Origin of the sequence: Delftia sp. UME58, from assembly GCF_014170385.1 — a bacterium.
Classification (GTDB): domain Bacteria; phylum Pseudomonadota; class Gammaproteobacteria; order Burkholderiales; family Burkholderiaceae_C; genus Comamonas; species Comamonas acidovorans.
Genome location: NZ_LZZV01000020.1, coordinates 260925 through 287580, shown reverse-complemented (window position 1 = coordinate 287580; position 26656 = coordinate 260925). Strand labels below are relative to the sequence as shown.

The window sequence follows — 26656 nt, the reverse complement described above, 5'->3', positions numbered from 1 at the left end:
GTCGCCCGGCGCCGTGCTCAGCCCAGGTGCAGCGTGCAGCGCAACCCGCCCAGCGGGCTCGGTCCCATCTCCAGCGATCCACCATAGGTCTCCGCGATGTCGCGCACGATGGCCAGGCCCAGGCCGTGGCCCTGGGCCTGTTCGTCGAAGCGGACACCGCGCTCCATGGCCTGCGCGAGATGCTGCGGCGCCAGGCCTGGGCCGTCGTCATCGATCTGCAGCAGCGTCGTCGTGCCATCCTGGCGCACGACCAGCGTGACGCGGCTGCGCGCCCACTTGCCGGCGTTGTCCAGCAGGTTTCCCGCCATCTCCTCCAGGTCCGAGGCCGCGCCGCGCCAGCGCAGCCCATGGCCGGGCAGCGGCGTGGGCGTCTGGATGGACCAGGACAGGCGCCGCTGGGCGTGGATCTGGCGCATGGCATCCAGCAGCCGCGCCAGCACCTCGTCCAGTGCCACGCTGCCGGCGCTGCCGGCGCCGCTGGCGAAACGCGCCAGATGGCGGTCGATGGTGTGGGACATGGCCTGTACCTGGTCACGCAGCCATGGGCCATCCACCTGATGGTCGCGTGCCTGTATGCCGAGCACGGCCAGAGGCTTCTTGAGCGCGTGGCTCAGATCGGCTGCCTGGTGGCGTGCGCGCTCCACGACCTGGGCATTGCGCTGCAGCACCTGGTCCACGGCCTCGGCAATCGGGTCCAGGTCGGGGCCGAAGTGCCGCCCCAACTGCGTGCGCGTGCCGTCTTCCATGTCCTGCAGCGCCTGCTGCAGGCTGCGCAGCGGCTGCAATCCCAGGCGCACCAGCGCCACCGTGCACAGTAGCAGCGCGGCGACCAGTCCCAGCTCGGTGACCAGCAGGATGCGGTCGATGCGGCGCCATTCCTGGCGCGTACCGTCCAGCGGGCCGAAGACATGCAACTGTACGGGCCGGCCCGCGACATCGAAGCTGCGGCGCAGGCCCAGCAGTTCGCGCCCCTGCGGCCCGCGCAACGACAGCAGCGTCTCGCCGCTCTTGTGCGGGTGCCAGGGACGGGCGTCGTCCAGGTCCAGGCTGTCGTCCCAGACCGAGCGCGACTGCTGCAGCCGTCCGTCCTGCTCCAGCGTCCAGTACCAGCCCGAGAAGATACGGCCGAACTCGCCACGATTGAGCCGCGTGCCCTGTCCGGTCAGGGCGGCCGGGGACTGCAGCTCGGCCTGCAACCGCTCGGCGCGGTCCTGCAGGCCGGCCTTGAAGCTGCGCAGCACCGCCTCGTGCAACTGCTCGCGCAGCACCCAGCTGGCGGCCGTGCCGCAGGCCAGCGTGGCCACCAGGCTCAGTGCCAGCAGGCGCTCCGACAGGCCCCAGTGCCTAGGACGCATGGTCGCCGTTGGCCTGCTGCAGGCGAAAGCCCCGTCCCCGCTCGGTATGGATCAGGCCATGCGGGTACAGTTTGCGGCGGATGCGGCCGACCAGCACGTCCACGGTGTTGGAGTCCGGGTCCAGGTCGCGTGCGTAGACATGCTCGCTGATGTCGGCGCGGCTGACGAGCTGTCCATGCCGGTTGGCCAGAAAGCTCAGGATGCGTTGCTCCTGCGCGGTCAGCGCAAGCGGCCGTCCTTCGAGCGTGAAGCGGTCTGCCATGGTGTCGTAGGCCAGCGGGCCTATCTGCAGCAGGGGCCGGCTGCTGCCTGCTGCGCGCCGGTGCAGCACGCGCAGCCGCGTGACGACCTCCTCGTGCAGAAAGGGCTTGGTCAGGTAGTCGTCTGCGCCGGCCTGGAAGGCCGTGAGCTTGTCGCTCCAGCGGTTGCGAGCCGTGAGCACCAGCACGGGAAAGGAGCGGCCCTGCTCGCGCCAATGGCGCAGCACCGAGACGCCGTCCTGTCCTGGCAGTCCCAGGTCTAGCAAGGCGGCGTCATAGTGCTCGACGCTGCCCAGTTCCTGGGCGAGGCGGCCGTCCGCGCAGCACTCGGCCAGCATGCCGGCCTCCTGCAGGATGGCCTGCAGGCCTGCAGCAAGATCGGCGTCGTCTTCGACGATGAGCACCCGCATCAGCGCAGTCCGTCCTCTTCGATGGGCTGGCCGCTGTACGCATCCACATGCACTTCGATGCTGCGGCCGGCGCTCAACTGCAACTCGATCTCATAGTAGGCGCGCTGCCGGGGGTCGAACTTGAGCTCGGCCTCTGTGGCGCGGGCCTGGTACTTGCGCTCCAGCTCCTCAAGAATGCGAGGCAGCGGTTGCAGCGTGGCGGCCTGCTCCCGGTTCAGGGGAGGCTCCACCAGGATGCGGCCTGTCTGGGCGTCGGCACGCAGCAACTGCTCACGGCCTTCGCGCGTGAGCAGCTGGATCTCGTAGTACGGCCTGGGGCCGCGTGTTTCCTCCAGTTCGACCTGCAGCACGGTGCCGGGATGCAAGCGGGTGACGGCTGCCACCACGGCGGACATGGGTATCAGCATGGCGGTGGTCGCGCCCGGCCGTGGGATGTCCTGCCCCGTGACTGCATCGACATAGATCTCCGTGCGCTGGCCATTGGCGAGCTTGATTTCGTACCAGCGCCGGCCGTCGGACCCGCGCTCGAGTTCGATGTCGATGACGCGCCCTTTGTGGCGCTGCTGCACGTCCTGGAGGATTTCCGCCAATGGCCGCAGGCGCTTTGACTGCACCTCGCGGCGCACGCTTTCATGCTCCGCTGGCGGGGCGGCAGAGGCGGATGCCAGCGGCAGGGCCAGCAAGGCAGCAATTGCGAGGCGGAATTTCACGGCCACGAATCTTATGTCCACGTTCTTAAACAGTGCATGAACGCGCCATTCATGTGCGGTTTAGAAGCCTTTGCCGACACTGCAGGCGGTTGCACCGACGGCCTCGCCGCGGTGCCTTTTCATCTGTTTCTTTCTGGCATCGAACACCATGCATTCTCTTCGCTTTTCCCGCTCTGCCCCGCCATTGCACCGGACCCTGGGCGCCGGTGCGCTCTCGCTGTCCGTGCTGCTGGCCGCCTGCGGCGGTGGCGGCGGCGGGGCTGACAAGCCCGCCCCCACGCCGGTCACTCCCAGCGCCAGCTATGCGTCGGGCACCATTGACGGCTTCGGCTCCATCCTGGTCAATGGGGTACGGTATGACGAGCGCCAGGCCCGGATCACCGATGGCGATGGCGTCCTGCTGGTCAGCGATGCGCTCAAGCTGGGCATGGCGGTCAATGTCACGGCCGGCCCCGTGACCACCGGCAGCGATGGCGTGGCGCGCGCCATGGCCCGCCAGATTCTTGTGCGCAGCGACCTGGAAGGTCCGCTGAGCGCGGTCGTGGGCGACCGGCTGACCGTACTGGGCCAGACCGTGATCGTCGATGCGGCCACGGTGTTCGAGGACGGCCGCGCAGCGGCGCTGCAGGTCGGCCGTGTGCTGGAAATCCACGGCCTGCGCGACGCACAGGGCCGTATTCTTGCCAGCCGCGTCGAGATCGAGGACAACGCCGATGAGCCCTGGCGCCTGCGCGCGCCTGTCGATGCCGTTGACGCGTCGCGCCGCACCCTGCGCATCGGCGAGGCCGTCGTCAACTGGAGCGGCGTGCAGGTTGCCGCCGCGCTGGCTGCCGGCGACGTGGTCAGCCTGCGCCTGGCGCGCCAGCCCGATGCCGCCGGCCTGTGGGTGGCCACCGCACTGTCGGTGCAGCGCCCCACGCTGCCCGAACAGGCGGGCGTGGAGGCCGACGTCACCGGCCATATCACCCGCATGGACTCGCCGACCCGCTTCGTCGTGGACGGCCTGAGCGTGGACGCGGGCAGCGCCACACGCCTGCCCGCAGGGCTTGCCGTGGGCGACCTGGTCGAGGTCGAGGGTGTGTTCCAGGACGGGGTGCTTCGCGCCTCCGAGGTCGAACGCAAGCTGCGGCTGGACAGTGACGATGGCTTCGAGATCGAGGGCCGCATCACCGCTGTCGACAGCCTGGCCGGCATCTTCGAGCTGCGCGGCGTGCGCGTGGACTATCGCAATGCACGCTTCGAGGATGGCAGCGCCGCCCAAATTGCCGTGGGGCGCGTGGTGGAGGTCAAGGGCCGGCTCTCGTCCGATGGCGCGATGGTGGTGGCCACCGAGGTCGAGTTCGACTGAGGGTTCGCGTTCGCCGCCAGCAGGTCGGCGATCAGCACCGAGGGGCTGGCCTGGTGTCAGCCCAGTCCGCCCGTGTGCATGCGGCCTGCGTGGTAGAGCAGGGGCGTGTGGCCGGCCTGGTGGCTGCACTGCTCGACCTCGCCGATGAAGATCACATGGTCGCCTTCTTCATGGCGATGGCGGTTGCGGCACTCGAAGACGGTGGTGGCTTCGGAAAGCAGCGGCACGCCTTGTGCCGAACTGCGCCAGGCGGTGTTGGCGAAGCGGTCCACGCCCTTGCGCGCGAACAATTCGGCCAGGGGCTTTTGCGAGGCCGACAGCACGTGGATGGCGTAGTGCGAGCAATGCTGGAACACGGGCAGCGAGGCCGCCGACAGCGCCATGCTCCACAGCACCAGCGGCGGCGTGAGCGAGACGGAGTTGAACGAGCTCACCGTGACGCCCACCGGATGGCCCTGCGGGCTGCGTGCGGTGACGATGGTCACGCCCGTGGCGAACTGGCCCAGCGCGTCGCGGAACTCGCGCGACGAGAACGGGGACTGGGAAGGCAGGGCGGCCATGGCGGCAGGAGGCAGTGCGGAATTCACGGGTGCAAGAACCAGGCGGCAGCAAGGCCGCAGCAGGGCTGCAGCGTTTGGGACGGGCGCCCGAAGCCGGGCAGCAACCTTGCATTATGGGTGCGGATGCCGGCAGAAGCGGCCGATGGGGACTCTGCCAGGGAGGTCTTTGCCTTGCGTGCACGATGCCGGCTCACAGCGCCATGCTCATCTGGGCGGGCGCGGCGTTTTCTTTCAGCCAGGCCGTCATGCGGGCCCGTGTGCAGCGCTGCAGCTGCATCAGCAGGGCATGCTCGGGCCAGGCCAGCGCATGGCGCCGGCACAGGTCCTGCTGCATGCGCGCCAGCAGGGCGGCGGCCATCTCGGCATCGGCCAGCGCCCGGTGGGCACGCTCGGCCACGGGCAGGCCCAGGTGGGCGGTGAGCCGACTCAGGCTGTGGCTGGGCGCCTCGGGGTAGATTCGGCGCGACAGCAGCACGGTGCAGGCAAAGGGCTGGGGCGCGGCCTCGCCGGCCAGGGCCAGCTCGGACTGCCAGAACTTGCTGTCGAAGGCCGCGTTGTGTGCCACCATGGGCGCGCTGCCCACGAAGCGGGCGGCATCGCGCATCACCTCCTCGGCGGGCGGGGCGGCTGCGACCATGGCATTGGTGATGCCGGTCAGCCGCGTGATGAAGGGCGGTATCCAGGCGCCCGTGCGCATCAGGCTCTGGAAGCGGTCCACCACCTTGCCGCCCTCGATCAGCACGATGGCGACCTCGGTGGCACGCGCGCCCTGGGCGGGCGCCATGCCCGTGGTTTCAAAGTCGATGACGGCAATCGGCTGCGGCATGGGGCGATTGTGCCCGGCAGTGCCCGACCGGCGTGCCGGGGCGGCTATTCCTCGGCCTGGCTGCCGTCGGCCGCGCCCAGGCGCTGCACGACCTGGTCGAGCAGGGCGTAGAGCTGCTCGATCTCGTCATGGCCGACCAGGCGCTCGATCTCGGCATAGGTCTCGGAGGAGTGCGGCGCGATCTCGGCCACGATGGCGTGGCCGGCCGCCGTGAGCTCGAACTCCGCGCCGCGCATGTCGCTGGCGTGGCGCGATCGCTCCACCAGCTGCCGGCCTTCCAGGGTCTTGAGCAGGCGCGAGAGGCTGGGCATGCTGATGTAGGTGGACTGCGACAGTTCCATGGGCCGCAGCCTGTGCGTGACTGCCGCCATGGCGCGCAGCACGCGCCACTGCTGTTCGGTCAGGCCATGGGCGCGCAGCATGGGCCGAAAGCGCACCATGACCGATTCGCGGGCGCGCAGCAGCGCCATGGGCAGGGACCGCGAGAAGGCGCGCAGCGGCTCGGGGGCAAAAGAGGGCGTGGTCTGGGGCATGTTCGGCAGCATCTGTCGGCTGGATTCTATGCAGCCGCCGCTCCCTCCCCGGAGCGGCGTTGCGGGCGCCTTGTCAGGCCGGGGCCTCAATAGGTCTGGCTTTTCGGCGCGGGGGCCGCTGCCTGCTTGAAGCGCGCAGCCAGGGCGCTGGTGGCCTGCACCAGCACGCTGGTGTCCAGGCCCACGGCCGTGAAGGTGCAGCCCAGCTCCAGGTACTTGCGCGCCAGGGCCTCGTTGGGCGTGAGGATGCCGGGCGCCTTGCCCGCGCGGCGTATGCGCGCGATGGCGTCGGCAATCGCCTCCTGCACCTCGGGATGGCCGGGGTTGCCGATGTGGCCCATGGAGGCCGACAGGTCGGCCGGGCCGATGAAGACGCCGTCCACGCCCTCGGTGGCGGCAATGGCGTCCAGGTGGGCCAGCGCCTGGCGCGTCTCCACCTGCACCAGCACGCAGACCTGGGCGTTGGCTTCATGGGCGTAGTTGGCGCGCCGGCCCCAGGCCGAGGCGCGCGCGCCGCCCATGCCGCGGATGCCGCCCTGGCCGTCGGCCTGCGGATAGCGCGCGGCGCGCACGATGCGTGCGGCCTGCTCGGCCGTGTCCACCATGGGCACGAGCAGGGTCTGCACGCCGATGTCCAGGTACTGCTTGATCAGCATCTCGCCGACCTCGCCGTGTCCCATGGGCACGCGGGCAATGGCATGGCTGTCGGGATAGGCCGCGATGGCCTGCAGCTGCGCCAGCAGGGTGCGCGTGTCGTTGGGCGAATGCTCGCCGTCGATCAGGAGCCAGTCGAAGCCGGCGCCCGCGCAGATTTCCGCCGAATAGGCGTCGGCCAGGCCCAGCCACAGGCCGATCTGGGGTTGGTCGGCCGCAATGGCGGCCTTGAAGCGGTTCACAGGTGTCTGCATGGTGTGATTGTCCGGGCCTCAGTGGCCCATGCACAGGTACTTGGTGCTCAGGTATTCCTCTATGCCGGCGGCGCCGCCCTCGCGGCCCATGCCCGACTGCTTGACGCCGCCAAACGGCGCCACGGCCGTGCTGATGATGCCGCTGTTGATGCCCACCATGCCGTACTCCAGCGCCTCGCCCACGCGCCACACGCGGCCCACGTCGCGGGCGTAGAAGTAGGCGGCCAGGCCGTACTCGGTGTCGTTGGCCATGCGGATGGCCTCTTCCTCGGTCTTGAAGCGGAACACGGGCGCCACGGGGCCGAAGACCTCTTCCCTGGCGATGCGCATGCGGTCCGTGGCGTTGGCCAGGATGGTGGGCTCGTAGAAGGTGCCGCCCAGCGCATGGCGCTTGCCGCCCAGCACGACCTCGGCGCCGTTCTTCACGGCATCGGCCACCAGTTCCTCGACCTTGTCCACGGCGGCCTGGTCGATCAGCGGGCCCTGGCCCACGCCGGCCTCCAGGCCGTTGCCCACCTTGAGGGCCTGCACGGCGACCTTGAGCCTGGCCATGAAGGCGTCGTACACGCCGTCCTGCACCAGCAGGCGGTTGGCGCACACGCAGGTCTGGCCGGTGTTGCGGTACTTGGACGCCATGGCGCCCTCGACGGCGGCATCCAGGTCCGCGTCGTCGAAGACGATGAAGGGCGCATTGCCGCCCAGCTCCAGCGACATCTTCTTGAGCGTGGGCGCGCATTGCTCGGCCAGCACGCGGCCCACTTCGGTGGAGCCCGTGAAGGTCAGCTTGCGCACGGCCATGCTGGCCGTGAGCACGCCGCCGATGGCGCGCGAGGAGCCCGTGATCACGCTGAACACGCCTTCGGGAATGCCGGCGCGCTGGGCCAGCTCGGCCATGGCCAGGGCCGACAGCGGTGTCTGCTGCGCGGGCTTGACGATGATGGTGCAGCCCGCCGCCAGGGCCGGCGCGACCTTGCGCGTGATCATGGCGGCCGGGAAGTTCCAGGGCGTGATCGCGGCGCAGACCCCCACGGGCTCCTTGGTCACGATGATGCGCTTGTCGGCCCAGGGCGCGGGCACGGTGGAGCCGTAGATGCGGCGCGCTTCCTCGGCAAACCACTGCACGTAGGAGGCCGCGTAGGCGATCTCGCCGCGCGACTCGGCCAGGGGCTTGCCCTGCTCGCTGGTCATGATCAGGGCCAGGTCCTCCTGGTTCTCCATCATCAGCTCGAACCAGCGCTGCAGCAGGCGCGCGCGGGCCTCGGCGGTCTGCTGCTTCCAGAGGGCGAAGGCGCGCTCGGCGGCGGCGATGGCGCGCTGCGTCTCGGCCTCGCCCATGCGGGGCACATGGCCCACGGCCTCGCCCGTGGCGGGGTTGTGGACGTCGATGCGGCTGCCATCGTCGGCGGCCAGCCATTGGCCCTCGATCAGGCAGAGGTTCTTGAGCAGGCTGGGGTCGCGCAGGGCAAGCGGCATGGGAAATCTCCAATAAGGGCGGGGCAGGCGTCGGGACGACGGCGCCTAGACAAAACGGAACTGCAGCCGGCCCAGCGGGCCGTAGTCGGCATCGAACAGGTCGCCGGCCCGGGCGGCCACGGGGCGCGTGAACGAGCCCGCCAGCACGGTCTGGCCCGCCTCCAGGGCCTCGCCCCAGGGCGCGAGCTTGTTGGCCAGCCAGGCCACGCCGATGGCGGGATGGCCCTGCACGCCGGCAGCCAGGCCGGTCTCCTCGACCACGCCGTTGCAGCGCAGTATGGCGCCGCACCAGGGCAGGTCAAGCACCCCGGGAACAGCCTGCCCGGCGCCGACCACGATGCCCGCATTGGCCGCGTTGTCGCTGATGGTGTCGTAGACCTTGCGCATGGCCTTGGTGTGGCGGTCGAACTGCTCGATGCGCGCATCGATGATCTCGATGGCCGGCGTCACGTGGTCGGTGGCGTCCAGCACGTCCTGCAGCGTGATCTCCTTGCCGCCGGGCAGGCCCGGGCCGCGCAGCGGCGCCTTGAGCACGAAGGCCAGCTCCACCTCCACGCGCGGCGCGATGAAGTTGGCGGCCGGGATGTCCAGCACCTGGCCCGGCGTGCAACGGTAGAGCATGCTGTCGAGCAGGGTGCCGTAGTCGGGCTCGTCGATCTGGCTCGATATCTGCATGGCGCGCGAGGTCAGGCCGATCTTGTGGCCGATCACCTTGCGGCCCGCCGCGATCTGCAGGCGCACCCATTCGCGCGAGACGCGGTAGCCATCCTCCACGGTCATGCCGGGAAAGCGCTTGGAGAAATGCTCGACCTGGACGCGCGTCTTCTCGCTGCGGTCGAGCTCCTGGGCCAGTTGGGTCAACAGTTCTTGGGAAAACATTTCAAGGCCTGGAAAAGAGAGGGTGGAGTGTGCTGTGCTTGCCGTCATACACCTGGCCCGGGCTTTCATCGACCTGCACGGTCAGGCCCAGGTGGCGCTGCGCGAACAGCGGCTGCAGATGGCGGCGCGCGCAGGCCAGCAGGGCGTCGCCGGCCTGCTGCTGCACGGCGGCCGAGCGGCCGCGGCCCATGCGCAGGTTGATGTAGATGAAGCCGTAGTCGCCATCGCCGCCGGCCGCACGGCCCGCGGCCCCGCCATCGGCCACGGCGCTGTGCGGCGCGGGGTAGGCCAGCACGCGCGTGCCGCCCGTGGGAAAGACCTGGGCGCCGTTTTCGGCACGCACGGTGAGCATGGTGTCCGCCAGTGCGCGGCACAGCTGCGTCATGTCGGTGTGCGCGTCCAGGCTGGCCGTGTAGAGGATGACCACGTGCGGCATTCAGGCCACCTCCATGGTGGCGGCCGTGCAGCTCACGGCGAAGATGGGAATGGGCTGGCAGTACAGCACCTGGCCCGCGCCGCGCGCGGCGGCGGCCACGGCGATGAAGCTGCGGATCTCGAAGCCGCCCTGGCCGCCGTCGCGGTAGGTCTCGGCGTCGGTGTACGACAGCAGCGCGTCCCGGTCGTTGCGGCACCAGCGGTCCATGAACTGCTGGTCCCACTGCCAGTTGACCTTGCCCGAGTCGGGCGTGGCCGGCCAGTGCGAGATGCCGCCCGTGCCCACGATGGCGATGCGCTCGGGCGCCTTGTCGCATGCGCGGCGCAGGGCCTCGCCAAAGGCCCAGGCGCGGTGCAGCGGCGTCAGCGGCGGGCCCTGGCAGTTGATGTTGACGGGGATGATGTCCTTGTCATAGGCCGGCGTCAGAAAGTGCAGCGGCACCATGATGCCGTGGTCGAATTTCCACTCCTCGGCAAAGGCCACGTCCACGGTCTGCATGACCTCGGTGATCAGGCGCCGCGACAGTTCGGCATTGCCGGGGATGCGGTGGCGCTCTATGCCCAGCCAGGCCGGGTCCTCGATGGGGCCCTCGTACTGGTCGGCCATGCCGATGGCATAGGCCGGCATGTTGTTCATGAAGAAGTTGGCGAAGTGCTCGGCCGCGATGACGATCACGGCATCGGGCCGCGCCGCCTCCAGCCGTGCGCCCATGTCGCGGAAGGCGGCATGGAAGGCATCCCTGGTGGCCGGATCGGCCAGGTGTGCGCGGCCCGTGATGCCGGGCGCGTGGCTGCAAACGCCTGCAAATACCAGACTCATCTCAAACTCCTGCGATCTTTTCGTTGGGCCCGGTGGTCATGGCGTAGACGCCCGCGCGCACCGGTCCGTGCTTTTGCACGCCATCGCGCATGGCCTGCAGGTAGTCGGCCCAGGGCATGCCCAGCAGCGGCGCGAAGTGCATGAGCAACTGGCCGTTGCAGCCCAGCACGTAGAGCTTGCCGATGTCGCCATGGAACATGGCTTCGTACTCCTCGGGCTCCAGCGCGTACTCGGCCAGCAGCGCGGCGCGGTCCTCGGCAAAGCGCCGCTGCACTACGGGCTCGCGGTTGAGCTGGAACAGGAATTTCTGCATGGTGTACAGGCTCATGGCATCTCCCGGTGGTCCAGCCTCAGCCCAGCGTGATGTTGGCGCGGCGGATGATGGCTTCGTACTTGGCGATTTCGCTGGTGACGAAGGCCGCGAACTGCTGCGCCGTGCCGGCCTGCGATACGATGCCGCCGCGCGCGAAGGCGTCCACCACGGCGGGCTCGGCCAGGGCCTTGACCACGGCGGCGTTGATGCGCTGCACCAGCGCATCGGGCGTGGCGCCGGGCGCCAGCAGCCCCTGCCAGGAGTTGGATTCCAGCGCCACGCCCTGCTCGGCCAGCGTGGGCACCTGGGGCGCGAACTGCGAGCGCTGGCGCGTGGCCATGCCCAGTGCCACCAGCTTGCCGCTTTGCACATGGCCACGGAACTCGGGCCAGTTGCCGAACATCACGTCCACCTGGCCGCCCAGCAGGTCGGCCAGCGCCGGGCCCTGGCCCTTGTAGGGGATGTGGACCATCTCGATGCCCATCTCCTGGCACAGCAGCGCGCCCGAAAGATGGGCCGAGGTGCCGTTGCCGAACGAGGCATAGCTGAGCTCGCCGGGCTTGGCCCGGGCGCGGCTGCGCAGGTCCGCCAGCGTCTTCAGTCCGCTGCCCGGGTGGGTGGCCAGCACATGCTCGGACAGGCCCATCAGCGCCACGGGCTTGAGGTCGCGCGTGGTGTCGTAGGGCAGGTTCTTCACCAGCGTCTTGTTGGCCGTGAAGCTGTTGGCCACGCACACCAGGGTGTAGCCGTCGGCCGGCTGCTTGGACACATAGTCCACGCCGATCACCGTGCCCGCGCCGGGCTTGTTCTCCACGATCACAGGCTGGCCCAGGGACTTGCCCAGCTCGGTGCCCACCAGGCGCGCCACCAGGTCGGTGGTGCCGCCCGGCGTGAAGGGCACGATGATGCGCAGCGGTTTTGCAGGCCAGGTGCCGGCCGGGCTGCCGGGCTGGGCCTGGGAAAGGCCCGGGAGCATCAGCGCTGCGGCCGTGCTGGCAGCGGCGGATTGCAGGAAATGGCGGCGTTGCATGTCTTGTCTCCTTGGTTCTCTTTTTGTCTGTGGCCGCAGGCTCAGACGCCCCAGTGCGGAATATGGTGCGATCCCAGCGACACGGCCACGTTCTTGGGCTCGCAGAAGACCTCGTAGCTCCAGCTGCCGCCCTCGCGGCCCGTGCCCGAGGCCTTGGTGCCGCCGAAGGGCTGGCGCAGGTCGCGCACGTTCTGGCTGTTGACGAAGCACATGCCGGCCTCGATGGCGGCGGCCACGCGGTGGGCGCGGCCCACGCTCTCGGTCCAGACGTAGCTGGACAGGCCGTACTGGATGTCGTTGGCCAGGCGCACGGCCTCGGCCTCGTCGCTGAAGGGGATGATGCAGGCCACGGGGCCGAAGATCTCGTCCTGGGCGATCTGCATGCGGTTGTCCACGTCGGCAAACACCGTGGGCAGCACGTAGTTGCCCTTGCGCACGCGCTCGGGCAGCACCGGCGCGTCCAGGCCGCCGCACAGCATGCTGGCGCCTTCCTTGCGGCCCAGCTCGATGTAGTGGCGCACCTTGGCCAGGTGGCTGGCGCTGATCATGGGACCGACGATGGTGGACTCGTCCAGCGGGTCGCCCACGGTGATCCTCTTTGCGCGCTCCACGAAGCGCTCGACGAATTTCGCGTAGATGCCCTTTTGCACCAGGATGCGGCTGCCGGCCGTGCAGCGCTCGCCGTTGTTGGAGAAGATCATGAACACGGCCGCATCCAGCGCGCGCTCGAAGTCGGCGTCGTCGAAGATCACGAAGGGGCTCTTGCCGCCCAGCTCCATGCTGAATTTCTTGAGGCCGGCGGCCTGCACGATGCGGTTGCCGGTCTGGGTCGAGCCCGTGAACGAGACGGCGCGCACATCGCGGTGGCGCACCAGGGGCTCGCCCGCGTCCTTGCCGTAGCCGTGCACCAGGTTGAGCACGCCGGGCGGAATGCCGGCCTCCAGCGCCAGCTCGCCCAGGCGCGCGGCCGTCATGGGCGACAGCTCGCTCATCTTGAGCACGGCCGTGTTGCCGAAGGCCAGGCAGGGCGCCACCTTCCAGGTGGCCGTCATGAAGGGCACGTTCCAGGGCGAGATCAGCGCGCACACGCCCACGGGGTGGAACAGGGTGTAGTTCAGGTGCGTGGGCGTGGGATAGGTGTGGCCGTCCACGCGCGTGCACATCTCGGCAAAGTAGTAGAAGTTGTCGGCCGCGCGCGGCACCAGCTGCTTGCCGGTCTGGGCGATGACCTGGCCGCAGTCGTTGGTCTCGGTCTGAGCGATCTCGGGCACATGGCGGGCGATCAGGTCGCCCAGCTTGCGCACGAGCCTGGCGCGTTCGGTGGCGGGCGTGTTGGCCCATTTCGGGAAGGCGTTCTTCGCGGCGGCAACGGCTGCCTGTACCTCGGCCTCGCCGCCTGCGGCAACCTCGGCCAGCACCTCCTGGGTGGCGGGGTTCACGGTCTCGAAATAGTCCTTGCCGGCGACGGCCTTGCCGTCGATCAGGTGGTCAATGCGCATGGGGATTCCTTGGCGTGTGCGGTGGGGTTCAGTAGGCGGCCGGCGCGTCGCCGACGATGGTGTTGACCAGGCGACCCAGGCCTTCGATCTCGGTGACGATCTCGTCTCCCACGCGGGAGTCGGCCACGCCGTCGGGTGTGCCGGTGAGGATGAGATCGCCGGGGTTGAGCGTCATGAAGCCCGACAGATGGGCGATCAGCGAGGGGATGTCATGCACCATATCGCGCGTGTTGCCGTCCTGCTTGAGCTCGCCGTTGACCCAGCTGCGCAGGCGCAGGTTCATGGGGTCGGGCACATCGGCTGCATCGACCAACCACGGGCCCACGGGCGTGGCGCCGTCGCGGTTCTTCACGCGCAGGTTGGGCCGGTAGAAGTTCTCCAGGTAGTCGCGTATGGCGTAGTCGTTGGCCGTGCAGTAGCCGGCGACCACGCCGTAGGCGTCTTCGCGGCGCACGTCGCGGCAGGTCTTGCCGATGACCACGCCCAGCTCGCACTCGAAGTGCATGTAGGCCACGTCGGCGGGGCGGTACGTGCGGCCGTGGTGGCCGTTCAGCGTGTTCGCGCCCTTGAGGAAGACCAGTGGTTCCTCGGGCGCCTTGTTGAAGGCGATTTCCCTGGCATGGTCCGCATAGTTCAGGCCCAGCGCGAAGACCGTGCCGAACTGCAGCGGCGGCAGCCACTGCACGGCGGTCTCCGCCACCAGGCGGCCATCGGGCAACTGCACCTGTCCGTGCGGGCCTTCGGTGACCTGCAGCGTCTGGCCTTCGAAGATGACGCGTCCGTGCTTCATGCTGCTGCTCCCTGTTCTGCCACCACCGAATGCGCGAGCCGGCCCAGGCCGGGCACCTCGATGACCACGCGGTCTCCGGGCCGCGCCAGCGGCGCGCCTTCGCCCGGGCCCAGCAGCAGCACGTCGCCGGGCGACAGCGTCATGAATTCGGTCACGTCGGCCAGCAGCCTTGCGGGCGGGCGCACCAGGTCGGCAAAACCGCGCTGCCAGACCTGTTCACCATTGATGGACACCGTGAGTTCTGCCGCTTGCGCATCGAAGCCTGCGCCGCGCACCAGCGTGCCCAGCGGGCAGAAACCGTCGCGGCAGCGCTGGCGGATGGCGGGGCGGTAGTAGTTCTCGTGCGGCAGCGTGAGGTCGCTGGCGATCAGCCAGCCGGCCACATGGTCCAGGGCCGTTGCTTCGCTGACGCGCGTGGCGCTGCGGCCTATCACCAGGCCGATGCTGGCATCGACGCGGACCTCGCCGGGATCGGCCGGCACGGCCACTGCCGCGCCATCGCGCGCCCAGGTGTTGCGCGGCTTGAGGTAGAGCACGGGGGCGCGCGGAGCGGCTTTGTAGGGCGCGCTGTCGAACTGCGGCGACAGGCGCTGCACGGTGGCGCGCTCGTTGAGCAGCGTGCCGTAGACCGTGCCCAGCGCAAGGCCGTCATCCAGGAGAAAGGGCTGAATCTGCATGGTGTGGATTTAGTTAACGTGGTAATTATTGTTTTTGCAACAAGCCCCGTCAACACGGGGGATTCAGGGTTTTCCCAGGCCGCAGCAAAAAGCCCCTGCACGGCGAACCGTGCAGGGGCTTGAAGGGGACACCGGGTGCTGCCGGTGCGGCTGGTGCAGAAGGCGCGCGGGCGTCAGCCGCGGCGGCGGCGCAGTGCGGCCATGCCGACCAGGGCCAGCGCCAGCAGCGCCTGGGCCAGCGTGGACAGGCCGGGCACGGGAGTGGCCGTGGCGCCGGACGGCAGGGCCGCAGGCGCGGCCACCGCCACGGGGTCCACTATGACGCCGTTGACGGTCAGGTCGCTGTCGCCCGTCTGCCCGTCGGCGATGTCGAAGCTCACCGAGCGGCGATCGAGTGCGAAGCGGTAGGCCGAGGGGGCCAGCTCATACCAGTGCGCCGTGGGCGTGGCGGCCGTGGGGCCGTACTTCCAGAGCGTGGCCTGGGAGGGTGCGGCTTCAGGCAGGTCCATGCGGAGGGTGGCCGTGGAGCCCGGCGTGCCGCCCATGAGCACGAAGCTCAGGCTGCCGTAGGGCAGGCGCAGGTTGCCCGGCAGCGGGCTTTGCGAGGGCGCGGGCTGAAAGCCTGCGGAGTTCGAGGCGAACTGCCATTGGTCTGCACCCACATTGCCCGTGCCGTTGCTCACGCCCGCCGTGTGGCTGCCCGTGCCGATCTGCGTGCCGATGGGCACGGGCTTGCTCAGGGCCAGCACAGCCGGCGCGCTGGCCGTGCCCGAGGCCGGCAGATTGACCGCATGCACGTGGTAGCTGACGGCAGGGTCCAGGCCGGCGAAGGACAGCGTGGCAGCGGTATTGGCCACGGTGCTGACCGTGTTGCTGGCAGGGGCCGGCAGGCCGGTGGCGTCCAGGCCGGCCATGACCTGTTCCCAGCTGGGGACGGGTGCGTTGGCCGGCAGGGCCACGGCGCGCAGGCTGCCGCCCACGCCGGGCGTGGCCTGGACCACGGCCGAAGTCTGGTCCACGGCCTGGGCGGACAGGGCCACGGTGGACAGGGCGGGCACCGCCAGGCTGTCCAGGCGCGCCTTTTTCCAGGCGGCATGGGGCAGGTCCTTGGCCACGGTGCCATCGCCGTAGAAATCGGCATCGCCGCAGTCGCTGATGATGTCCACGCTGCCGCCTGCGTCCAGGCTGGCCGGCATGGCGCCTATGCCTTCGGCCGAGCAGGCGGTATTGGGCACGGTAATGGCGGCCAGGTCGGCAGCGCGCGGACGCAGGTTCAGGGCCAGGCCTGCGCCGTTCACGCGGCCATCCCAGGAATAGAGCTGGAAGTTGCGCGGCGCTGTGCCCGTGGCGCTGGCCGAGGGGCCGGCAATGATCAGGTACTCGCCGGCCGCGTTCTTGCGGATTTCGCGGATGCCGCGGCCGCCCAGGTCCAGGCGGATCGGCTGGCCCATGGACGCGCTGCCCTTGCTGCCGCCATCGGCCGCAGGCAGGGCCGCGAAGTTGGTCACGGGCACGATCAGCGCATGCGTGCGGCCCGTGGCGTCGTCGGCCGTGGCGGCGGGCGCGCCCGGTGCCGGCACCAGCGGCGCGCGAAAGCCCAGCCAGGCGGCGGAGTCGTCAGGGCTGGTGGACATGCCCTCGATGGAAAAGCCGCTCATCGTCTCGGCCTCGGGCGCCTTGGTGGCGCCGCCGTCCGAGCTGGCCACCAGGCCCAGGTAGTTGGCGGCAAGGCCGTCATGCGCGGCCGCGTCCCAGCTGCGCAGGTCCTCGCGCAGCCAGCGGTAGTAGCCACTGGCGGTCAGCGCCGTGGAGGCGCCGGAGCCGGTCACATCCATCGCCGCCAGGCGCCAGCGGTCGGTGCGCGACTTGCCGCTCTTGTTGTTGGAGTGCGAGCCCGCCACGTACACGCGGCTGCCCAGGGCAAAGCTGGCCTCGATGTCCATTTCCTCGTCGCTCTTGCAGCTGTCCAGGCCCGTGAGGCCGGCGCCGGTGCAGGCGGCGGCATCGGCCAGGCCCAGGGCGGTCCTGTCCAGCATCAGCGGCTTGATGGGCAGCCCGCCGGCCGGGCCATAGGCCGAGAAGGAGTTGCCGGCCGGCAGCGCATTGCCCGAGGCATCCTGGGCGGGCGCCTCGTCGTCGCCCACCAGCATGGTGGCGGCATCGATGACGATGGCCGTCGATGCGTCCGAGCGCCCGGCCAGCCAGCGCGGGCTGGTGTTGGCTGCGGTGTTGGCCGAGGCCGCGTACTTGATGGTGCGGCTGACGGAGGCGCCGCCCGCGTTGGTCAGCGTGACGGTGATGTCGGCATAGCCCACGCCGGTGGGCGTGATCCTGAGCACGGCGTTTCCGGCCTGGTTGGATGCGGCCAGGCCGGCGTCGGCCACCACGGCCTGGTTGCTCGAACGCGCAGTGACCTGCACGCCGCCAGCGCCCCCCGCATCCTGCACCGTGAAGCCGATGCCTGCCGAGGCCAGCGGGTCGTTGGCGTCGCCGACCACGCCGGAGAACGCGGTCAGTTCGGGCAGCGAGGCCGTCGGCGGGGCCGAGGCCATGAAGGGCACGCTCACTGCAGCCGTGCTTCCGCCGAGGCCGTTGACGGCGCGCACGCGCAGCGTATAGCTGCCGGGCTGCAGGCCTTCCAGCGCCTGGCTGTTGCCCAGGGCCACGGCCGTGGAGGCTACCGATGCAAAGCTGTCCTGCGACAGCTCCATCACGTAGTAGGCGGCGCCCGGCACGGCGTCCCAGGCGACCGTCACGCGGTTGCCGGCAGGGGTGGCCACCAGGTTGGAGGGGGCGGCAGGCACGGTCGCCGGCACGGTCTCCAGCGGCGCCCAGGCCACGCCATAGAACACGCCGCCCTGCGGCGTGGCGATGGACTCGGCCGTGCCCGACAGCGTGCCGGCGTAGCCGCCGTGATCGAATGCGCGGTACAGACGGCCCGTGGTGTCGGTGGCCATCAGGATCACATTGCCGCCGCCGGTGTCGAAGGCGGCCAGGCCGTGGATCTTGGACAGGCCGGCAATGGAGCCTGCGGGCTGCCAGCTGGTGCCGTCCATCGAGAGGCGGAATTTCCGGAGGGCGCCTGTGTCGTTGTCCGCCACATAGACGGTGTTCGCCAGGGCGGGGCCGCCATCGAGTTGCAGGAAGGCGATGCCGCGGTAGGTGGCTGCCGTCAGGCCCGCCAGGGGCTGGGCCGTCTGGATGCCCGTGGTCGGCAAATTCGTGCCGATCTGGTTGAGCGAGCCGCCGTTGATGGCGGCGATCAACCGGCCGCCGGCGACCGCCAGGCCCTGGACATTGCTGCTGTTCAGTTGGGAGATGCCCGTGCCGTCGGCAGCCACGTGCCAGACGCCGTTGTTGGCGGCAACCTTGCCCTTGCCGCTGGCCCAGACGGCGCCGCAGTCGCTGCTGGCCGCTGAGCGTATGGTGTCCTCGCTGAAGGCGGTGATGCCGAGCGGGCGCAGGCTTTTCACGTCGGGGTCGAACCCCACCACGGCCACGGCGCGCGGGGCCGCCGCTGCCGTGACGCCGTTGGGCTCGGTACCGCCGGTGGCCACGGCATAGCCGGGGACCACCAGGCACAGGCCATTGTCCGAGCGGTTGAGCAGGCCTTCCGAGCCCTTGCTGCTGGCCGTCAGCGGCGCTGCACCGCCTGACAGCGGCAGCGATTGCACCAGCGTGCCGTCCACGCGGTACTCATCCAGGAACACGGGCAGCGCGCCTGTGCCCGTGCCCACGCGGTAGGCCACCAGGTTGCCCGGGGTGAACGGTGCGGACCATGCTGCGCCACACAGGGCCAGGCAGGCCGTTGCAATCGCCTTGTGCCGCCAATCCAAAGTATTCGTGCGCATGCTCGCCATCCCCTGTGTGACAAATCGCGCGACTGTAGAAGGCGGCTGTGACAGCCCGGTGACGGCAGGCCATGCACGGTGGCGGCAAGCTGCCATGCAAAAAAAGACGGCTCCCGCCGAGGAGCCGTCTTTGGTTCATTGCGCCGTGAAGCCCGCGCTTTGCTTTTTTTGGTTATGGGCGCCGCATGTCCACGGTGCAGTGGATCAGCGGATCAGCAGCACCGGCACCTGGCTGCCGGCCAGCACCTGGGTGCTGACCGAGCCCATGACCAGGCGGCCCAGCGCGCCATGGCCATGCGTGCCCATGACCAGCAGGTCGAACTTGCCTTCCTCGGCGGCCTTGATGATGGAATCGGCGACCGGGCCCACCTTGCTCAGGCGCGTGGCCTGCACGCCGTGTTCGGCCAGGTAGCTGCACACGGGGTCCAGCACCTTGGTCGATTCCTCGGCGTAGTACTCGTCCACCACCTCCTTGCCCAGGGCGGCGCGCGCGCGCGCCGGCAGCTGGGGCTGGACGGTGATGGCGCTGTAGCTGTGGGCGGAGCCCAGGATCTCGGGATGCGAGGTCAGGTAGGCCAGCATCTTCTGGGTGTAGGGGCTGCCATCGACTGCGAGCAGGATATTCATGAAAGTCCTCCTTTGGTATGGCCCGAGACTAAGCCCAAGCCGGGATGGAGTGCTTGATCCAGGTCAAGCGCGGGCCGGCGCATCTGCCACCTCTGCCGCCCCCGAGGTCACGCGCACCGGCAACTCGATGGTAGAGCGGGGGGAAAAGCCCTCCTGCTCGCCCTTGCGTGCATAGCCCAGCGGGTTGGCCACCACGCGGCAGCGCCAGGCGCTGCCATCGTCGCGCAGGCCCTCGGCCACATAGTCGCTGGGCGAATGCAGGTGGCCGTGCAGCCACAGATCGGCAAAGGGCAGCAGGTCGTCGAGCACATTGCAGAAGCCTGCCGTGCCGGGCACCAGGCCATAGCGCGGATCGGCGCTGCGCAGGCTGGGTGCGAAGTGCGTGACGGCCACCGTGGGGCCATCGAAAGGCCGCGCCAGCGCCTGGCGCAGCCATTGCTGGCAGACCAGCGACTGCTCGCGCATGGGCTCGGCCAGGAAAGGCTCGCCGCCGCGCGTGCCGCCGGTCTTGTGCAGATAGAAGTTGGCGGCGCGGAAGGCCTTCTCGCGCAGCTTCAGCAGCCGGGTCAGGTCGCTCACGCCTTCGTGCATGGACATGGCGTCGTAGTCGCTCCACAGCGTGGTGCCCACGAAGCGCACGCCGCCCAGCACGGCGGTCTCGCGCTCCAGCCAGACCATGCCCATGCGCTCGCAGGCGGCGCGCAGGCGGGCATGGGCGGCGTCGAAGTCCTGCATGTCGTACTCATGGTTGCCCGGCACGAAGATCACGGGGCAGGGCCAGCCCGCGTACTGGGGCAGGGGAGAGAAGCGCTCCAGCCCGAAGTGCTCGCCTTGCAGCAGGCTGCCGCTCTGGTAGGAGCCTATGTCGCCGGCCAGCACCAGCACGTCGGCATCGGGTGCGGGCTCGGCGATGAAATGCGGATGGGCCTCGAGGTGCAGGTCGGACAGCAGCTGGATCTTCATGCGGCCAAGTGTAGAACCTGCGCTCGCGTGCGCTCCCGCAACACGTTCTCAGGTGTGCGGGAAGGTGGCTTCGGCCGAGCGCGTGAGCGTGCGCAGCAGCCAGTCGTAGGCCAGCGGGTGCTGGCCGCGCCGGCGCCACAGCGCATCCACGTGCACGGGCTGCACGTCGAAGGGCAGCTCGCGCAGCACCAGCTTGTCGGCCATGCCGGTCACGGGCACGAAGTGGCGCGGCAGGATGGTCAGCAGGTTGGAGTTCATGACCACGCGCCCGGCCGTGAAGAACTGGTTGACGGTGAGCACCACCTGGCGCGTGCGGCCCAGCGATGCCAGGGCCTCGTCGATGAAGCCGAAGGAGCGGCCCGAAAAGCTCACCAGCATGTGGCGCGCCGCGCAGTAGTTGTCCAGCGTCAGCGGCACATCGGCCAGCGGATGGCCCTGGCGCATCACGCACAGGTACTCGCCTTCATACAGGCGCCGGCTGTCGAAGGCCACCAGGGCGCCCGACTGCGCGCGCGCCGTCAGGTCGGCCAGCGCGGCGGGGAAGTAGCCCACGGCCATGTCGGCCTCGCCGGCCTCCAGCAGGCCGCGCGGGTCGCGCGTGGTCAGCGGCAGCACGCGGATGCCGATGCCGGGCGCCTCGCGCTCCAGCAGGCTGAACATGGGCGGGATCAGCGTGGCGGCCGTGGCGTCGGCCATGGCCAGCACAAAGGTGGCGGTGGCGGTGGATGGGTGGAATTCGCCCGGTATCAGCGTGTCCTGCAGCTGCTGCAGTGCCTCGCGGATCACGGGCCACAGCGCCAGTGCGCGCGGCGTGGGCTCCACGCCCTGGCCCTGGCGCACCAGGAGCTCGTCGCCCAGTGCCTCGCGCAGGCGACGCAGGGCGTTGCTCACGGCCGGCTGGGTGATGGCCAGCTTGTGGGCCGCCCGCGTCAGGCTGCGCTCGGCCATCACCTCGTCGAAGACGCGCAGCAGGTTCAGATCCAGTGTGCGGAAGTTCAGGGCGGACATGGCAGCGACAGCAAGGGCTGAGTCATCACTGTTGTGAATGCTACAGATTCAAGATATAAATTTGAAGAACTCTAGGGTAAACCCTATAGTTACACCCAGTCGCCCGCCACGCCGTCAAAAGCGGCTATTTAACTGGGTTTATCTGCCATGAGCAACTTCATTTACAACTCCTACTGTGTCGAGCACCCTGGTGTGGTGCATGTCTATCAAGCCGCCGATGACCGCAAGAGCGCTGCCAAGCGTTTCTCCGGCAAGCGTGGCGCCAGCGCCCTGCTGCTCGCTGCCCTGGTGGCCGCGCTGATGGTGGTGGTCAACGAGGTCGCCCACAACTGGACCGACGGCCACATGCTGGGCGCCTGGGTGGTGCTGTGGGTTGCCGCCTTCATGGGCCTGGCCCTGTTCTCCGCTCCCGCCCGCCGCGCTGCCCTGACGGCCCGCGCCGGCTACCGCGCCTGGACCGAGAGCCGCCAGCAGGCCGCCGCCGACGAGCGCATCTGGAATGCCGCCCTGCAGGACGCCCGCCTGATGGCCGACCTGGCCCGAGCCATGGATCGTCAAGGCAACTGATCTCTGCCTGGGGCGCCTTTCGGCGCTCCTCCAAAAAAGCCGCTGCCCACAAGGCGCGGCTTTTTTGTTGTCTGGGGGGCGTCGTTGAAACTGACCCGTCCTGCCATAGGTTGACACCTATGAAGGACACCGATCCGGCGTAATCCAGCCGGCCAGAGACGCCCGATGAACCTCATCGGGCGTTTTCAATTTTAGGGACAGGTGCGGTCTTTCCTGGTTGTAGATCTGCACGGCCTGCTGGACCATCCGGCTGGCCTGGGCCAGATCGGCAGGCCGATGCAGCAGGAACTCCATCTTCAAGATCCCGTTGACGCGCTCGGCCAGCGCGTTCTGATAGCAGTCGTAGCCGTCAGTCATCGAACAGGCAATGCCGTGGCGCCGATGAATCTCCTGATAGTCATTCGAGCAGTACTGGATGCCCCTGTCCGAGTGATGCACCAGCATTTGCTGCGTCTGGCGGCCGTTGAGCGCCACCTTCAGCGCCCGGCTGACCTGCCCGGTGTGCAGGCTGTCGTGCACATGATGGCCCACGATCTTGCGCGACCACGCATCAGTGACCAGGCTGAGATAGACGAACCCCTGGTCGGTGGGCAAGTACGTGATGTCGGCCACCCACACCTGCTCGCTGGCAGTCGCTCGGACTTGATGCGGCCCCTCCTTGAGCAAGTTGGGATGGCGTCGAAACCGATGATGGCTGTCGGTGGTCTTGTGATACGCCCGCTTCGGCGCCACCAGCATGCGCGCCTCGCGCAGCACGTCCAGCAACGCATCGCGCCCCAGGCTCGCGCCGGCGTGCTGCAGCGGCTGCGCGAGCAGATGGTGCAGCTTGCGCGCGCCCAACCGGGGCTGACGCAGGCGCACGTCGCGAACGAGCTCGATCACGGTGTCGGCACGCGCACAGCGTTGCTGCTGATGCTGCAACTGCTGGTAGTAGGCTTGGCGGCTGACGCCCCAATGGCGGCAAGCCCTCGCCACGCTCAGCCCCGGGAGGAGCTTTTGCGAGAGGACTTGCCCAAAGGCTTTTTTACGACGCGCACCCCGTAGTCCTTCTTCAGGACATCGATCACCGCCTCGAACAGTTGGGCCTTCTCGTTGGCTTCGCGAAGCTGGACTTCGAGGGCCTTGATCTTCTGCTCGGGAGTCAGCGGTGCAGCAGGTGCAGATGAGGGCTTCTTGATCGGTACTGGCATGGCAAGCCCGGATGATGCCGAACTCCAGTTTTGGCGACCATGCTTGCGCAGCCACACCAACACGGTCGAACGGCCCTGGATGCCGTAGCGCTCCTGGGCCTGTTTGTACGTGAGATCGCCTTTTTCCACCTGATCGACCACCGACAGCTTAAAAGCCAGCGTGTAGTCCCGCTGCGTGCGTTTGACCCTTGATTCCATTGACTTGCCTTTTCTGAGAGGAAAAGGTGTCAACCCAGGTCAGGACGGGTCAAACCAAACAAAAAAGCCTTCTGAGTGATCAGAAGGCTTTTTGCATTCCATCTGGCAATGGAAAATTGGTAGGCGCGATTGGACTCGAACCAACGACCCCCACCATGTCAAGGTGGTGCTCTAACCAGCTGAGCTACGCGCCTGTGTTTGTTCGAGAAAGCGATTCTAGCACGGCTTTTTCAGCGCCCAGGCAAAAATGCCTGAACATGCTCAACGCCGCCGCGCCGAACGCACGCCCGCCACGGCGGCCACGATGCCCAGCACCTTGCTCAGGCGGCCCGAATCGGCCACCTCCACGGTGAAGGTCATCCAGGCCGTTCCCTTGACGGACTGGGTCTGCACGCCAATGACATTGGTCTTTTCGCGCGCAAAGACTTCCGAGATATCGCGCAGCAGGCCCTGCCGGTCGGCCGCCTCCACGGACACATCGACCGGATAGACGGCCGCCGCCACGGTGGCCGCCTTGGGCTGGCCCCAGGCCACGTCGATCACGCGCTCGGAATTGCGCGCCGCCATCTCGCGGAAGTTGGAGCAGTCGGAGCGGTGCACGCTCACGCCCTTGCCGCGCGTGACGAAGCCCCGGATGTCGTCCGGCGGCGCAGGCTTGCAGCACTTGGCCAGTTGGGTCATCAGCGAGTCCACGCCCACGACCAGCACGCCGCCCTTGGGCGAGTCCGTGCCGCGCGCCTTGCGCACCAGGGTGAACTCCTCGGGCTCTTCCTCCACCTCGACCGGTCGCAGCACGGTCTCGATATTGCGCAGCGAGTACTCGTCCTTGCCGACGACCTCGAACAGCGCATCTGCCGACTTGAAGCCCAGCTGCACCGCCAGCTCCTCCAGCTTGACGGCGGTCTTGCCCTCGCGCTGCAGCAGCTTTTCGACGGCCTCCCGGCCGCGCGCCACGGTCTCGTGCGTGGCCTGGGCATTGAACCAGGCGCGCACCTTGGCCTTGGCGCGGTTGCTGGTCAGATAGCCCAAGTCGGCATTGAGCCAGTCGCGCGAGGGGCGACCTTCCTTGACCGTGGTGATTTCCACGGTCTGGCCGTTTTGCAGCGGCGTGTTCAGGGGCACCATGGCGCCGTCCACGCGCGCGCCACGGCAGCGGTGGCCCAGGCTGGTGTGCACCGAGTAGGCAAAGTCCACGGGTGTCGCGCCCTGCGGCAGTTCGATGACGGCCGCGTCGGGGGTGAGCACGTAGATGCGGTCCTCGAACAGGCCGCGATGGTGTGCGCCCGCCAGGTCGCTGCCCCAGGCCAGCAGCTGGCGCAGCACGGCGATCTTGGCGTCGTATTCACTGCTGGCCGTGACGCCCGCATAGCCCTTGGTGCCCGCCTCCTTGTAGGCCCAGTGCGCGGCCACGCCGTGCTCGGCATGGTCGTGCATGGCCTGGGTGCGGATCTGGATCTCGATGGCACGGCCCGTCTCGTCGCGCACCACGGTGTGCAGCGACTGGTAGCCGTTGGGCTTGGGGCGTGCGATGTAGTCGTCGAACTCCGCCTCGATCGGCGTGAACTGCTCGTGCACCCAGGACAGGGCCGCGTAGCAGTCCTTGATCGTGGGCACGACGACACGCATGGCGCGGATGTCGAAGACCTGGTCGAAGTTCAGCGACTTGCCCCGCATCTTCTTGACGATGCTGTAGATGTGCTTGGGCCGGCCCTGCACCGTGGCGCTGATGCTGTGCGCGCGCAGGTCGGCCTCCAGCCGTGCCCGCATCTGCTCCATGTAGGCCTCGCGCTCCACGCGCTTTTCGTCGAGCAGGCGGGCCACTTCACGGTAGGTCTCGGGCTCCAGGAAGCGCAGGGACAGATCTTCCAGCTCCCACTTGATCTGCCAGATGCCCAGCCGGTTGGCCAGCGGCGCGAACACCGTCAGCGCCTCGCGCGCAATGCCGGGAGAGACCGGGCGCTTGCTGGCCGCGTAGTAGCGCAGCGTCTGCAGGCGCGAGGCCAGCCGCAGCAGCACGACACGCAGATCGCGCGAGAAGCCCAGCAGCATCTTGCGCACGTTCTCGGTCTGCGTGGCCTCATCGTCCAGATACTGGCCGCCCAGCTCGGCGCCGCGCGCCTGCTGCTGCACGCGCATGAGCTTGTTGGTTTCCACGGCCAGGGTGGCGAAATTCTCGCCAAAGGCCTTTGCGATCACTTCCTGCGGGCGATTCAGGTGCACGCTGGCATGCACCAGATAGATCGCCGCCTGCATTGTTTCGGAGCCACCGATGGTCTTGAGGATGGCGGCCACCGCATCGGCATGTGCCATCGTGTTCTCGCCGGACTCCATGGTCTCGGTAGCGATCAGCGGCTCGGCAAAGCTGCGCGCGCGGGCGAGTGCATTGACCTGTTCGGGCAGGGTCTGCGACGTGGCCGTGATCAGGTGCGGCAGCACCGCCGGCACCTGGCCCGGCGCGGCTGCGGCGGGCGAAGGCACCTGCACGGCGGCCTCGCTGCTGGCAGTCTTCATTCGTCACTCTCCCTGGCCTGCTCGGCAAGATTCATGGTGCTTGGCAAGCGCTCTTCTCCCCATAAGAACCGGCACAGCAAGGCCACCTGCCCTGCTGCGACGAAGGTGGGCGCATGTCCCACCCCTTCAAATTCCACGCAATGCGCCTTCGGGCCGCGCTGCGCCATGGCCTGCGCCGTGGCCGCAGTCAGCAGATCGGACTGCGCACCACGAACTAGCAAGACGCGTGCCTTGATCTGGTCATACAGCTGCCAGAGCAGCGCTTCGCCGGCCTGGGCCATCTCGGGCGTCATCTGCTGCATGGGCACTGCAATCTGCGGGTCGTAATGCAATACCAGGCCGCCATCGGCGGCCTGGCGCATCATAGGCTGCGTCAATCGCAGCCATTGCTCTTCGCTATGTGGGCCGAAGCCCTCGGAAATCAAGAGCAGCGCATGGGCTGCCTGCTCAAGATTTTCAAAATGCACGCCCTTGCCCAGGTACTGACCTATGCGCTCCAGGGCAGACCACTCGATGACAGGCCCCACATCGTTGAGCACCAGCCTGCGAACGGGCACCGGCAATGGCAGGCCCGGCTGGCCCGCAAGCGCCATGCCGATCAGCCCGCCCATGCTGGTGCCCACCCAATCCAATTGTTCGACAGGCGCCTGCGCATGCACCTGGGCCAGCAAGGCCAGCATGTCGGCTGCGTAAAGAGGCACCTGGTAGGCGGCCGGCTCCTGCAGCCAGTCGCTTTCGCCACGCCCGACCACGTCGGGACAGATCACGCGGGCGCGTTCGCTGAGCCGCCCGGCCAGCACGTCGAAGTCACGCCCCTGGCGCGAGAGGCCGTGCACGCAGACCACGACATGGGGATGGTTCGGATCGCCGGTGCGATTCCATTCCCAATAGGCCATGCGGTGCGACGCATTCTCT

The 26656-nt window shown here is 68.6% G+C and carries 25 protein-coding genes and 1 tRNA gene; 2 read left to right on the top strand and 24 right to left on the bottom strand.

Annotated features, from left to right (window positions below):
- Positions 1-17 precede the first annotated feature (17 nt).
- The 3 genes from A9976_RS08680 to A9976_RS08670 are packed head-to-tail and all read right to left on the bottom strand — an operon-like array spanning position 18 to position 2735.
- On the bottom strand, positions 18-1355 hold the full coding sequence (locus A9976_RS08680) for a sensor histidine kinase (RefSeq protein ID WP_183018658.1): 1338 nt from the start codon (positions 1353-1355) through the stop codon (positions 18-20).
- Entirely contained in the window at positions 1345-2025 is a 681-nt protein-coding gene (locus A9976_RS08675; RefSeq protein WP_183018657.1) for a response regulator transcription factor, read from the bottom strand. Before A9976_RS08675 ends, A9976_RS08680 begins: the two co-directional genes overlap by 11 nt.
- A complete protein-coding gene (locus A9976_RS08670; protein WP_232245682.1) occupies positions 2025-2735 on the bottom strand; it encodes a PepSY domain-containing protein in 711 nt (236 codons plus the stop codon). Before A9976_RS08670 ends, A9976_RS08675 begins: the two co-directional genes overlap by 1 nt.
- 148 nt (positions 2736-2883) lie before the next feature.
- Between A9976_RS08670 and A9976_RS08665 the strand changes: the two genes are divergently transcribed.
- On the top strand, positions 2884-4083 hold the full coding sequence (locus A9976_RS08665; RefSeq protein WP_183018655.1) for a DUF5666 domain-containing protein: 1200 nt from the start codon (positions 2884-2886) through the stop codon (positions 4081-4083).
- A gap of 56 nt (positions 4084-4139) precedes the next feature.
- Here the strand turns inward: A9976_RS08665 and A9976_RS08660 are convergent, their stop codons facing one another.
- From A9976_RS08660 to A9976_RS08580, 17 genes are all read right to left on the bottom strand, one after another.
- Positions 4140-4643, bottom strand: a complete 504-nt coding sequence (locus A9976_RS08660) for a flavin reductase family protein (RefSeq protein WP_183018707.1) — start codon at positions 4641-4643, stop codon at positions 4140-4142.
- Positions 4644-4833: 190 nt separating this feature from the next.
- Positions 4834-5469, bottom strand: coding sequence for a PolC-type DNA polymerase III (locus A9976_RS08655; RefSeq protein WP_183018654.1), 636 nt, complete (start codon positions 5467-5469; stop codon positions 4834-4836).
- A 44-nt stretch (positions 5470-5513) separates the two neighbouring features.
- Positions 5514-6002, bottom strand: coding sequence for a homoprotocatechuate degradation operon regulator HpaR (gene hpaR, locus A9976_RS08650; protein ID WP_183018653.1), 489 nt, complete (start codon positions 6000-6002; stop codon positions 5514-5516).
- 86 nt (positions 6003-6088) lie between these two features.
- Positions 6089-6910 (bottom strand): aldolase/citrate lyase family protein, encoded by an 822-nt coding sequence (locus tag A9976_RS08645; RefSeq protein WP_012202038.1) that lies wholly within the window; start codon positions 6908-6910, stop codon positions 6089-6091.
- 18 nt (positions 6911-6928) lie between these two features.
- On the bottom strand, positions 6929-8383 hold the full coding sequence (locus A9976_RS08640) for an NAD-dependent succinate-semialdehyde dehydrogenase (protein WP_183018652.1): 1455 nt from the start codon (positions 8381-8383) through the stop codon (positions 6929-6931).
- 45 nt (positions 8384-8428) lie between these two features.
- Positions 8429-9262, bottom strand: a complete 834-nt coding sequence (gene hpaH / locus A9976_RS08635; RefSeq protein WP_183018651.1) for a 2-oxo-hept-4-ene-1,7-dioate hydratase — start codon at positions 9260-9262, stop codon at positions 8429-8431.
- Position 9263: 1 nt separating this feature from the next.
- Complete coding sequence (locus A9976_RS08630; RefSeq protein WP_183018650.1) at positions 9264-9698, bottom strand: 5-carboxymethyl-2-hydroxymuconate isomerase; 435 nt, start codon at positions 9696-9698, stop codon at positions 9264-9266.
- Positions 9699-10517, bottom strand: a complete 819-nt coding sequence (locus A9976_RS08625) for an extradiol ring-cleavage dioxygenase (protein ID WP_183018649.1) — start codon at positions 10515-10517, stop codon at positions 9699-9701.
- A gap of 1 nt (position 10518) precedes the next feature.
- Positions 10519-10845: an aromatic ring-opening dioxygenase subunit LigA gene (locus A9976_RS08620; RefSeq protein WP_183018648.1), complete on the bottom strand. Its 327-nt coding sequence runs from the start codon at positions 10843-10845 to the stop codon at positions 10519-10521.
- Positions 10846-10867: 22 nt separating this feature from the next.
- Positions 10868-11860, bottom strand: coding sequence for a tripartite tricarboxylate transporter substrate binding protein (locus A9976_RS08615; RefSeq protein ID WP_183018647.1), 993 nt, complete (start codon positions 11858-11860; stop codon positions 10868-10870).
- 41 nt (positions 11861-11901) lie between these two features.
- On the bottom strand, positions 11902-13359 hold the full coding sequence (gene hpaE, locus A9976_RS08610; protein WP_183018646.1) for a 5-carboxymethyl-2-hydroxymuconate semialdehyde dehydrogenase: 1458 nt from the start codon (positions 13357-13359) through the stop codon (positions 11902-11904).
- 28 nt (positions 13360-13387) lie between these two features.
- Complete coding sequence (locus A9976_RS08605; RefSeq protein WP_183018645.1) at positions 13388-14149, bottom strand: fumarylacetoacetate hydrolase family protein; 762 nt, start codon at positions 14147-14149, stop codon at positions 13388-13390.
- Positions 14146-14826 carry a fumarylacetoacetate hydrolase family protein gene (locus tag A9976_RS08600; RefSeq protein ID WP_183018644.1) on the bottom strand — a complete coding sequence of 227 codons (681 nt, stop codon included), beginning with the start codon at positions 14824-14826 and terminating at the stop codon, positions 14146-14148. The genes A9976_RS08605 and A9976_RS08600 overlap by 4 nt, the downstream gene beginning before the upstream one ends.
- A 173-nt stretch (positions 14827-14999) precedes the next feature.
- On the bottom strand, positions 15000-18677 hold the full coding sequence (locus A9976_RS08595) for a fibronectin type III domain-containing protein (protein WP_183018643.1): 3678 nt from the start codon (positions 18675-18677) through the stop codon (positions 15000-15002).
- 204 nt (positions 18678-18881) lie between these two features.
- Positions 18882-19304, bottom strand: a complete 423-nt coding sequence (locus A9976_RS08590) for a universal stress protein (RefSeq protein ID WP_012202049.1) — start codon at positions 19302-19304, stop codon at positions 18882-18884.
- 63 nt (positions 19305-19367) lie between these two features.
- Positions 19368-20267, bottom strand: coding sequence for a metallophosphoesterase (locus tag A9976_RS08585; protein ID WP_183018642.1), 900 nt, complete (start codon positions 20265-20267; stop codon positions 19368-19370).
- 48 nt (positions 20268-20315) lie between these two features.
- Entirely contained in the window at positions 20316-21275 is a 960-nt protein-coding gene (locus tag A9976_RS08580) for a LysR family transcriptional regulator (protein WP_183018641.1), read from the bottom strand.
- Positions 21276-21422: 147 nt separating this feature from the next.
- On the opposite strand from A9976_RS08580, the gene A9976_RS08575 reads away from it, so the two are divergent.
- Positions 21423-21842, top strand: coding sequence for a hypothetical protein (locus A9976_RS08575; protein ID WP_183018640.1), 420 nt, complete (start codon positions 21423-21425; stop codon positions 21840-21842).
- A 117-nt stretch (positions 21843-21959) separates the two neighbouring features.
- Here the strand turns inward: A9976_RS08575 and A9976_RS08570 are convergent.
- From A9976_RS08570 to A9976_RS08555, 4 genes are all read right to left on the bottom strand, one after another.
- Positions 21960-23230 (bottom strand): IS3 family transposase gene (locus A9976_RS08570; RefSeq protein WP_220808552.1). Its coding sequence is split into 2 segments (ribosomal slippage): positions 21960-22868 and positions 22871-23230, totalling 1269 coding nucleotides; the frame shifts between segments, so codons are not numbered across the junction.
- Between the two features lie 117 nt (positions 23231-23347).
- A tRNA-Val gene (locus A9976_RS08565) sits at positions 23348-23424 on the bottom strand.
- A gap of 67 nt (positions 23425-23491) precedes the next feature.
- Positions 23492-25741: a bifunctional (p)ppGpp synthetase/guanosine-3',5'-bis(diphosphate) 3'-pyrophosphohydrolase gene (locus A9976_RS08560; RefSeq protein ID WP_183018639.1), complete on the bottom strand. Its 2250-nt coding sequence runs from the start codon at positions 25739-25741 to the stop codon at positions 23492-23494.
- The gene (locus A9976_RS08555; RefSeq protein WP_259649146.1) at positions 25738-26637 is read right to left on the bottom strand and encodes an alpha/beta fold hydrolase; all 900 of its coding nucleotides are present in this window, start codon (positions 26635-26637) and stop codon (positions 25738-25740) included. The genes A9976_RS08560 and A9976_RS08555 overlap by 4 nt, the downstream gene beginning before the upstream one ends.
- Between the last annotated feature and the right edge of the window lie 19 nt (positions 26638-26656).

What these genes read in the sequence shown, in the direction of transcription:
- A9976_RS08580 (WP_183018641.1), bottom strand. Translation starts at nt 21,275, where the DNA reads ATGTCCGCCCTGAACTTCCGCACACTGGATCTGAACCTGCTGCGCGTC.
- hpaH (WP_183018651.1), bottom strand. Translation starts at nt 9,262, where the DNA reads ATGTTTTCCCAAGAACTGTTGACCCAACTGGCCCAGGAGCTCGACCGC.
- A9976_RS08575 (WP_183018640.1), top strand. Translation starts at nt 21,423, where the DNA reads ATGAGCAACTTCATTTACAACTCCTACTGTGTCGAGCACCCTGGTGTG.
- A9976_RS08590 (WP_012202049.1), bottom strand. Translation starts at nt 19,304, where the DNA reads ATGAATATCCTGCTCGCAGTCGATGGCAGCCCCTACACCCAGAAGATG.
- A9976_RS08675 (WP_183018657.1), bottom strand. Translation starts at nt 2,025, where the DNA reads ATGCGGGTGCTCATCGTCGAAGACGACGCCGATCTTGCTGCAGGCCTG.
- A9976_RS08655 (WP_183018654.1), bottom strand. Translation starts at nt 5,469, where the DNA reads ATGCCGCAGCCGATTGCCGTCATCGACTTTGAAACCACGGGCATGGCG.
- A9976_RS08585 (WP_183018642.1), bottom strand. Translation starts at nt 20,267, where the DNA reads ATGAAGATCCAGCTGCTGTCCGACCTGCACCTCGAGGCCCATCCGCAT.
- A9976_RS08605 (WP_183018645.1), bottom strand. Translation starts at nt 14,149, where the DNA reads ATGAAGCACGGACGCGTCATCTTCGAAGGCCAGACGCTGCAGGTCACC.
- A9976_RS08560 (WP_183018639.1), bottom strand. Translation starts at nt 25,741, where the DNA reads ATGAAGACTGCCAGCAGCGAGGCCGCCGTGCAGGTGCCTTCGCCCGCC.
- A9976_RS08640 (WP_183018652.1), bottom strand. Translation starts at nt 8,383, where the DNA reads ATGCCGCTTGCCCTGCGCGACCCCAGCCTGCTCAAGAACCTCTGCCTG.
- A9976_RS08620 (WP_183018648.1), bottom strand. Translation starts at nt 10,845, where the DNA reads ATGAGCCTGTACACCATGCAGAAATTCCTGTTCCAGCTCAACCGCGAG.
- A9976_RS08555 (WP_259649146.1), bottom strand. Translation starts at nt 26,637, where the DNA reads ATGGCCTATTGGGAATGGAATCGCACCGGCGATCCGAACCATCCCCAT.
- A9976_RS08625 (WP_183018649.1), bottom strand. Translation starts at nt 10,517, where the DNA reads ATGAGTCTGGTATTTGCAGGCGTTTGCAGCCACGCGCCCGGCATCACG.
- hpaR (WP_183018653.1), bottom strand. Translation starts at nt 6,002, where the DNA reads ATGCCCCAGACCACGCCCTCTTTTGCCCCCGAGCCGCTGCGCGCCTTC.
- A9976_RS08680 (WP_183018658.1), bottom strand. Translation starts at nt 1,355, where the DNA reads ATGCGTCCTAGGCACTGGGGCCTGTCGGAGCGCCTGCTGGCACTGAGC.
- A9976_RS08660 (WP_183018707.1), bottom strand. Translation starts at nt 4,643, where the DNA reads ATGGCCGCCCTGCCTTCCCAGTCCCCGTTCTCGTCGCGCGAGTTCCGC.
- A9976_RS08595 (WP_183018643.1), bottom strand. Translation starts at nt 18,677, where the DNA reads ATGCGCACGAATACTTTGGATTGGCGGCACAAGGCGATTGCAACGGCC.
- A9976_RS08630 (WP_183018650.1), bottom strand. Translation starts at nt 9,698, where the DNA reads ATGCCGCACGTGGTCATCCTCTACACGGCCAGCCTGGACGCGCACACC.
- A9976_RS08645 (WP_012202038.1), bottom strand. Translation starts at nt 6,910, where the DNA reads ATGCAGACACCTGTGAACCGCTTCAAGGCCGCCATTGCGGCCGACCAA.
- A9976_RS08615 (WP_183018647.1), bottom strand. Translation starts at nt 11,860, where the DNA reads ATGCAACGCCGCCATTTCCTGCAATCCGCCGCTGCCAGCACGGCCGCA.
- A9976_RS08665 (WP_183018655.1), top strand. Translation starts at nt 2,884, where the DNA reads ATGCATTCTCTTCGCTTTTCCCGCTCTGCCCCGCCATTGCACCGGACC.
- hpaE (WP_183018646.1), bottom strand. Translation starts at nt 13,359, where the DNA reads ATGCGCATTGACCACCTGATCGACGGCAAGGCCGTCGCCGGCAAGGAC.
- A9976_RS08600 (WP_183018644.1), bottom strand. Translation starts at nt 14,826, where the DNA reads ATGCAGATTCAGCCCTTTCTCCTGGATGACGGCCTTGCGCTGGGCACG.